Origin of the sequence: Nostoc sp. UHCC 0252 (assembly GCF_034931145.1) — a bacterium.
Classification (GTDB): Bacteria; Cyanobacteriota; Cyanobacteriia; order Cyanobacteriales; family Nostocaceae; genus Nostoc.
In genome coordinates this window covers 19941-28745 of sequence record NZ_JAYGHE010000045.1, presented here as the reverse complement: position 1 = coordinate 28745, position 8805 = coordinate 19941, and the positions used below count along the sequence as shown (strand labels likewise).

7 protein-coding genes are annotated in these 8805 nt (G+C 42.2%); 3 read left to right on the top strand and 4 right to left on the bottom strand.

The genetic code is table 11. The annotated features are described in order from the left end of the window. Nucleotides 1-7: 7 nt before the first annotated feature. From VB732_RS22460 to ssuD, 3 genes are all read right to left on the bottom strand, one after another. Entirely contained in the window at nt 8-955 is a 948-nt protein-coding gene (locus VB732_RS22460; protein WP_323233112.1) for a D-2-hydroxyacid dehydrogenase, read from the bottom strand. Nucleotides 956-1408: 453 nt separating this feature from the next. Then, a complete protein-coding gene (locus VB732_RS22455; protein ID WP_323233111.1) occupies nt 1409-1561 on the bottom strand; it encodes a hypothetical protein in 153 nt (50 codons plus the stop codon). 87 nt (nt 1562-1648) lie between these two features. After that, nucleotides 1649-2800 carry an FMNH2-dependent alkanesulfonate monooxygenase gene (ssuD, locus tag VB732_RS22450; protein WP_323233110.1) on the bottom strand — a complete coding sequence of 384 codons (1152 nt, stop codon included), beginning with the start codon at nt 2798-2800 and terminating at the stop codon, nt 1649-1651. 294 nt (nt 2801-3094) lie between these two features. Here ssuD and VB732_RS22445 point away from each other — a divergent pair, with 294 nt between their 5' ends. Further along, nucleotides 3095-3379: a hypothetical protein gene (locus VB732_RS22445; protein ID WP_323233109.1), complete on the top strand. Its 285-nt coding sequence runs from the start codon at nt 3095-3097 to the stop codon at nt 3377-3379. A gap of 235 nt (nt 3380-3614) precedes the next feature. Beyond that, the gene (locus VB732_RS22440) at nt 3615-5813 is read left to right on the top strand and encodes a CHASE2 domain-containing serine/threonine-protein kinase (RefSeq protein WP_323233108.1); all 2199 of its coding nucleotides are present in this window, start codon (nt 3615-3617) and stop codon (nt 5811-5813) included. 208 nt (nt 5814-6021) lie between these two features. On the opposite strand, the gene VB732_RS22435 is transcribed toward VB732_RS22440, so the two are convergent. After that, nucleotides 6022-7482 (bottom strand): TM0106 family RecB-like putative nuclease, encoded by a 1461-nt coding sequence (locus VB732_RS22435; RefSeq protein WP_323233107.1) that lies wholly within the window; start codon nt 7480-7482, stop codon nt 6022-6024. A gap of 119 nt (nt 7483-7601) precedes the next feature. Here VB732_RS22435 and VB732_RS22430 point away from each other — a divergent pair, with 119 nt between their 5' ends. Then, entirely contained in the window at nt 7602-8795 is a 1194-nt protein-coding gene (locus VB732_RS22430) for an aminotransferase class V-fold PLP-dependent enzyme (RefSeq protein WP_323233106.1), read from the top strand. Nucleotides 8796-8805 lie beyond the last annotated feature (10 nt).

Sequence of the window (8805 nt, the reverse complement as noted above, 5' to 3'; positions counted from 1 at the left end):
TTCCCAATCAGTATCCCGCTTTCTTATCTACAACATTTCGTAAGGGCTGACCAGTTTGGTAGCGTTTGAGATTGTCGATAAACAGTTGTGCTATGCGTTCTCTCAGGCGTGGCGAAAGGGCTGAACAATGGGGAGTGATAAAGGCATTCGGTAACGACCACAAAGGACTTTCCGGCGGTAGAGGTTCTGTAGCCACTGTATCTAATCCAGCACCCGCAATCCATCCCTCACGTAGCGCGGTGAGCAATGCCGCTTCATCCACGATCGCACCACGAGCAATATTAATCAAGTAAGCAGACTGACGCATAGAGCGCAAGGCAGCTTCATCAATCAAGCCTTTAGTCTCTGGAGTTAGTGGTGTCGCAATAACTACATAGTCAACTGCTGGTAGAAGCGATCGCCATTCATCAGCACCCACAATCTTGTCAAAATTCGGTAAGGGTTCGGGATGGCGACGACTACCCCAAACTTTAACACCAAATGCTTTAGCGCGAGATGCGATCGCTTGACCGATATTTCCAGTGCCGAGAATTAATAAAGTCGCATCTGCTAATTCTTCAACAAACACTCCTCTTACCCAAGTGTGTGCATCTTGCAAAGTCTGCAATTTTCGCAGATTCTTGGCATGATACAGCATGAATGCCAATACAAATTCCGAAATTGGAATCGCATGAACCCCTGCGCCATTAGTGAGAATAATGTCCTTTTGTAAAAAAGTTGGTGTCAGGATGTGATTCACGCCAGCACTCGGCGACTGTTGCCAACGCAGTCTAGGCGCTGCTGTCAATACTTTTTCAAGAGTAGAAGCTTTCAGATAAAATCCGTTGACATAAACTTCTGCATCACTGACATCACCATCGAGATCACCTTCACTATCCACCTCCACAACATCTATATCAGATGCTAGGTGCGGTCTAATATCAGCAATGAGATGATCGGGTAAAATTAGTTTCATAATTTGCCACTCTCCCATTTCATTTTAAATATAAAATGTCATTGCGAGCGAAGCGAAGCAATCGCAAAGTCTCTGGGGTTGCTTCGCTTCGCTCGCAATGACGGAACGTCGTATTATATTTATTCACACCCATCTACTTAAAAACCTCTTTAAACACTAGAGCATACTCAGTTATAGCAATTTTAAATAATTCATAAAAATCTCTCTTTATTCTCTCTGCATTCTCTGCGCGGCAGTCGCTCATGGGGGAAACCACGCCAGATGCTTCAAGTCGGCAAAGCCGCCGAACGCACTGGCTCCCCAAGACCGCGCTGCCTTGTCTCTGTGGTTCGTTAAAAAAGTACTTCTCACAACCCCAATAAAATTGCCTTATCACAATCTTGATTCTCGAAGTAGCCTATTTTACCGCAGCTACCCCAAGCCTTATATTAATCAACTAACGAAACTTAAATCTCAACTACTCAACTGCAACAATTTGCCATATAGCCAAGTCCAGAATCTGCTGCGATCGTTTCTGCCACAATTAGGGTCAGCCACATAATCCTCTAATGCCTCGCTCAGAGATATACTATTGTTACTTTTGGCACGTTTAAGGCTAACAGTCATGAGATTTTAGATTGTTCCAAAGGATGAATCTAGCAGCATCGTCAACATAATTCGTAATTTTCTCTTTAATTACGAACTACGAATTAGTCATGAGGCACTCGTTAATTGTTTAGCAAATTTTTCACTGCCAACTATTTCGCTAACAGTACTCAATACTGGTGGCGTTAGCGGTGCAGTTTGCATTTGCAAAGGTAAACGTGGAAATAATAATTCAGCCGTGCGATATGCTTCTTCTAAATGGGGATATCCAGAGAACACAAAGGTTTCTATGCCTAAATTGTGATATTCCAGCATCCTCGCGGCAACGGTGTCGGGATCTCCAACTAAAGCCGTACCAGCACCTCCGCGCACTAATCCAATTCCTGTCCAGAGGTTGGGGCTAATCTCTAAGTTTTTTTGACTACCACCGCTATGTAGTTGGCTCATCCGTCGTTGTCCTTCAGAATCAGAATTAGCCAAGCTTTCTTGAGCTTTTGCGATCGCATCCTCATCAACATACTTAATTAGCTCATTGGCCGCATCCCAAGCCGCAGACTCGGTTTCTCGCACAATTACATGCAAGCGAATCCCAAAACGGACTGTTCTACCTTGTTCAGCCGCCAATCGTCTAACCTCGGCAATCTTTTGAGCAACTTGTTGAGGAGGTTCGCCCCAAGTCAGATAAACATCTATATGTTTAGCAGCAACCCGCTTCGCAGCCGCAGATGAACCACCAAACCACAAGGGCGGATAGGGTTTTTGAACTGGTGGAAATAGGAGTTTACCACCTTTGATATCGAGGTAGTTCCCTTTAAAATCGACTGTTTCCCCACTGACGATACCCCGCCAAACGCTGAGAAATTCATCGGTTAAATCATAGCGATCGTCATGACTAAGATGTAAGCCATCTCCAGCTAGTTGCACCGGATCTCCACCTGTCACCACATTAATCAATAATCTTCCTTTAGAAATCCGATCAAATGTTGCTGCCATGCGTGCAGCAGCACCTGGGGAAGTAATTCCTGGGCGAATTGCCACAAGAAATTTCATCTGCTTAGTGACAGATATAAAAGCGGCGGCAGTTATCCAAGCATCTTCACAAGAACTCCCTGTAGGTAACAATGCGCCCGTGTAACCTAAACTATCCACAGCTTGGGCAATTTGCTGCAAATAATCAGGTGTGGCAACACGAGAACCAATATCTGTGCCTAAATAGCGTCCGTCATGAGATCCAGTAGGAATAAACCAGAGAATTTGCATATTTGTCAGGGTATGGGAGTGCAATATACTATTTTTCGATCGGATTGCCGTATTTTATAAACAAAATTCTACCTGATATTACCTAAAAATCAAGCCTAACTTAACCATTAGTAAAAAACGGCTGCCTGGATAACTAACTCCTTAGTCAGTCGGTAATTTTGACACTTTCGGGGTCAGAATTGCTGTGTTGGAAAATACAACTTTTCATTGAGTTTGGTGATTATGTACTACATCAAGTATCATACAAACTATTTAAGCTAGTAATAGAGTTGTTTCAATCTAGGGGATGAGAATGTGAAGGTTTGGCTTGCTTGCTTTTTGGTGCTGTTTGCCTTGGCAGAACTGTTTGACTGGTTGCAAAAATTTAATCTGCCATTACCTATCTATATTTTGGGCGGTGCTTTTTTAGCTGTTGCTTCTAACTATGATAAAATCGTTGGCTCCTATTTTGATAGTCCAAGTATAGAAGCATCGCTCGAAGAACCACAGTTAGATTCATTAACGCCATCTGCTAATCCTATTTCGTTCCTAATTGCTAATCCTGTTAAAGATACCCAAACATCTCAGACAGATGATTAGTCGCATAGCACGACGCTGAATAGCCCGTTATCAACATAGTTTGTCTGAATTCTATGGTTGAGGTTGCGCGTCAGTTTGCTTTAACAGTAGAAATATGTCAAGGTATCTTATCTAATCAGTAAGTAAATTGCTACATTAATAGAGAAGCTCAGGTTAATTAGCTTTTAACCTAGAGTCTGAAAATCAACTTCTGTGCCTGCAACATTTACCCAATTCAGGCTACTGCCGCAACGCTGTGATTAGTGGATTATTAAAAAAACTCCGTGTTCCCTTTGTCAAAGTTCAGGATTCCCGTGAAACGCCCAAGAGAAAAAGCTGGTTGCAAATAATTTTAGTTACCAGTGTGGGAGTAAGCACCTTTATCTGGGGAATTCGGGAACTAAAATGGTTGCAGCCTTGGGAGTTGAGAGTTTACGATCAGATGTTGCGATCGCGTCCAGCACAAGCACCCGATCGGCGGATTTTGCTGGTAAAAATCACTGATGACGATCTTAAACGAGAGAAATGGACTCTATCAGATCGGACAATTAATCAGCTATTAGAAAAAATAGAGTCTTATCAACCGCGAATTGTTGGGTTATATCTTTTCCAGCCAGAAAACAACAATTTGGCAGCTAATTTCCAAAATAAAAATAATATCGTCAGCACCTGTTCGTTCAGCAGCTTGGGTAAAGATGAAATTCCACCGCCGCTCAATTTCCCTATAGATAATGTTGGGTTTAGCGATGTGGTTGCTGACAACGAAAATGACCAAATTCTTCGCCGCACTTTGTTATTTGCTTACTCTCCAGACGATAAATGTACAACACCATTTGCATTTGGGACACTAATAGCAATTAATTATCTAGAAAAGCAAGGTATTGAATATCATTTCACTAAAAAAGGGGATTTTCAGTTAGGTAAAACCCTATTTCCACGTTTACAAGCTAATTCTGGCAGCTATCAACATCTGGATGCAAATGGCTACCAAATATTATTAAATTATCGTCATCCTAACAGCCTCGCCGATCAAGTAACCCTTACACAAGTCCTCACTGGCCAAGTCAACTCCAGTTTATTCAAAGACCGTCTTGTAATTATCGGCACTACAGCGACTAGTCTACCTACCGGTGGCTTTTATACGCCCTACAGCACTTTGCCAGATCAACCAGTTAGAATGCCTGCTTTGTTTATTCATGCACAGATAGCAAGTCAACTCATCAGTACGGTGTTGGATGGGCGACCTCTAATTTGGTATTGGCCTGACTGGGTGGAACTTATTTGGATATGGGGCTGGGCACTATTAGGTAGTGTTTTAGCATGGAGGTGGCGAAATCCGTTGCTTCTGCTAGTGGTAGTAGGGACAACTCTACTTAGCTTAATAGGAATCTGCGTTGCTTTATTTTTACAAGCCGGATGGGTTCCTTTAATTCCTTCTGCTCTTACTTTGGTTGTTAGTAGTATCTGCGTGATTGTTTATACTAGCTACCAAAATCAGCAACAAACTCAGGTGATTATTCTGCAAGTTGAAAAACAACAAGAAGCGATCGCACAATTAAATGTCTTCTTAGAAGACAAAACAGCAATTCCCGATTCATCAATTGATTTTACTACCCCAATTGATTCATTAGAAATAAAATCGGGTGATTTCCTTTTGAGTGGACGCTACAAAATCTCTCAAGTTCTTGGTGCAGGTGGATTTGGTCGCACTTATTTAGCAGAGGATACTCAACTACCGGGTAATCCAATTTGTGTAGTTAAAAAGTTAATGCCAGCCCGTCAAGATACACGCTTTTTGCAAATTGCTCGCAGATTATTTAATAGTGAAGCTGAAATCTTACAATCTTTAGGTAAACATCATCAAATTCCCGAACTATTAGCTTATTTTGAAGATGACCACGAATTCTATTTAATTCAACAATATATCGAAGGACATACCCTAAGTGAAGAATTACCACCTGTGCAGAATGTCCAAAACGAATCATTTGTGATAGAAATGCTCAAACAAGTTTTAGAAGTTCTAGAATTTGTTCACCAACATCGAGTGATTCATCGTGATATAAAACCGACTAATATTATTAGATGTGCTGAAGATAATCGGCTGGTATTAATTGATTTTGGTGCTGTGAAATTAATGCAACCGCCAAGCAGCGAACAAACGGAATTAGCTACAGTAGCCATCGGGACACGGGGTTATGCGCCTCCAGAACAATTTGCGGGTCATCCTCGCTTATGCAGTGACATTTACGCTTTAGGAATGATCGGTATTCAAGCCATAACTGGGATACCACCACAAGAACTTTACCCAAATCCAGAAACGGGGAATGTAATGTGGCGGGAAACGGTGCAAGTGAGTGAAAAATTAGCGGCAATTCTAGATAAAATGGTTTGCTATCATTTTAGCGATCGCTATCAATCAGCCACCGCCATTTTACAAGATTTGAAGCGGATATGAGTCACTAGCCCTGGCGACTGGAAGTCGCGGCTATACAGACAAAACCCACCTCCGTGGGTTAAAACCTTTAATTTTTCATTAGTGGACTTGGTTTGTGTAGTAGCGTAAAGCCTTCTCTACGAGAGGCTTCGCCAACGGCATAGCTTCGCTTAACGCGTAGCGTGCCGGAGGCTCTATTCTATTCGCCTACTATTTTTCAAACAACCTTTTAAGCTAGTTGTAAACCATATTCATCCTGAAAAAAGTTTACAAGCCAGTCTTTGACTTTGTGGGTAGCGCGACAGTCATCTTCGTTGTAGCTTTGAATAATTTCTAGTAAGGTGCGATCGCCTGTTTCTAACCACTGATCGTACCAGTAAATACATTTAGCACCACTGGCTTCTTTTTCTCGCCACTCAAATCCTAACCAACGAGCGATCGCTTTTAGGGCATAACTTTCTATAGGCAACACTACACTTTCGGTTAATTGTTCATACACATCCACAAATCGATTCAGGATAGGACGCACTGAGGCGTAAGGAGTGTTGTAGAGTTTTGCCAACCGTTTAACCGTATCAAACTCGTAAGCACAAAAATGATAAATTGGCGCTTCGGGATATTGCCAAACCAAATCTAAAAATTGCTGCCAAACTAATTCTTCGTCTTCTGGTTTCTCTGCTAAAAACGAATAAAACTGTTCTGTGTTGGCAACTCTATCGATAACCAAAACTCCTAAAAGATAATCTAAATCTAAGTCTGGCTGTGCCTCAATATCAAAGTAAAGTTCTATAGGTGCTGTGAATGTAATATCTTTTATTGGTAGCGGGTAGGGTAAAACTATCGGCCGTTTTTCCAATGCAGATTGAGCTTGTACTACTAGCTTAGGTGCTACTTTCGCATCGAAACCAACGAGATTTTCTAAACTGTTGGGACTGGTATTAGCAAGAGATTCTAGGGTGGTGATGGCTACGTCTTGAAGTTGAGTGTAACGAAGAGGTGTTACACCTGGTAATAGTGAGAGATGGTTTTCAGATTGAGCGATCGCATAACATTGACTATACCAATGGCAAAAACTGCACTTTTGCCGAGAAATAAACACCTCTGGCGGATTCGGTAACTCTAAAACTTCAATAAACTCCTCCAGAATTTGCTGCATCCGTGGCATCCATTTGAACAAATCCACGGTGTAGTTGCTGTTTTTAGTTCGCAACATCAGCAAAGCAACTTCTGGTACAACTCCTTGGACTGCTGCCAAAACTTGGGTATGAAATGCAGCGACAACCTGATATTCTTGCTTAGGGCGCTTACCAAGTTCAATACTAGCCGGGACATACATCCAATCTCCAAAACGGGATTGTCCAGGCTGTTTCACAAGTAAATTTGGGCGACTCAGCAGGGTATATTTTTCAGAATAAGTTGCTAGCAGAACTCCTTTATAGATGGATTCAACCCCACGTTCCATCAATTCTGAAGTTGCCTTCTCTGCCTTTTCCCAGTTTCCATAAGAATAATCTGGTTGGTGGTAACTCATCTGTGCCAAAGCACTTAGCTGATGAGCGATTTTGTCCTGTTGCAGTTTCCGCAGCAACTCATTAGGCGCATCACGCTGACTTTTGTCACCGTGGATATCTAGAAAAGTCCGACGTTTACAGCGTTGGTATTGCAGTAGGAGTTCAGCATTAATTAGCATCCTTTTAAGTTAACAAGATTTGGCACAATCTGGCAGTAACTCAAACAATTAATAATGAAGTGGGAAAATGAGAAACTAATGACTAATCCAAAATCTACAATCTAAAATCTAAAATTGGTATGACTAGTATTTCTGTCGCCCAAACCAGGCTGCATAGCCATCGAGAGCAATTTCCCGCTTTAGCGAATAAGACTTATTTTAATTATGGGGGACAAGGCCCCATGCCCCAAAGGGCAATGGATGCTATGACCGAAACTCAGGCTTATGTTCAGCACATAGGCCCCTTTGGGAATGAGGCTTATCGCTGGATAGCACCGCAAACTCAAGCCGCTAGAGTTGCGATCGCTTCAGAGTTAAATGCACCAAGTGAAACAATTACTCTTACCCAAAATGTCACAGTTGGCTGTAATATCGCTATGTGGGGCATTGACTGGCATTCTGGCGACCATATACTGCTCTCAGACTGCGAACATCCAGGTGTGATTGCCACTACGCAAGAAATTGCGCGGAGATTCGCAGTAGAAGTTACTACGTGTCCCCTGAAGACAACTTTAAATGAGGGCGACCCTGTAAAAATTATTTCCCAGCACTTACGCCCTAATACCCGTCTTGTAATCTTAAGTCATGTCTTCTGGAATACTGGTCAAGTTTTGCCTCTTGACAAAATTTCCGAAGTATGCAGAAATAATAATTCTTTTTTGTTGATAGATGCTGCCCAATCTGCTGGTTTATTGCCCTTAAACTTGACAGAATTGGGTGTAGATTTTTATGCTTTTACTGGTCACAAATGGTTATGTGGCCCTGCGGGTGCTGGTGGCTTGTATGTTCGGCCAGAAGCGCGAGAAAGCCTGAAACCTACATTTATTGGCTTGAATGGCATTGTTGTAGATAGTCAATCTCAGCCTGTGGACTGGCTTCCAGATGGGCGACGATATGAAGTGTCTACACTAGCTTATCCGTTGTATGTTGGATTAAAGGAAGCGATCGCAATTCATCAGCAATGGGGAACATCACAGGAACGTTACGAGCAAATTTGTCAAAACAGCGAGTACCTTTGGCGGCGTTTAGTAGCGCTATCTGAAGTTGAATGTTTACGAACTTCCCCACCGGAAAGCGGTATAGTCTCCTTCCAACTTGTAAATAATCAGCCCCAAGCTAATCTCAAGTTAGTGCAGTTTTTAGACTCACAAAACATATTAACTCGGACAATTGCCGATCCTAGCTGTATACGCGCCACCGTCCATTACCTGACTTTGGAATCGGAAATCGACCAATTGCTTGAAGCAATTCAAAGCTTTTGCAAAACTAATTAAAAGTTAGGAA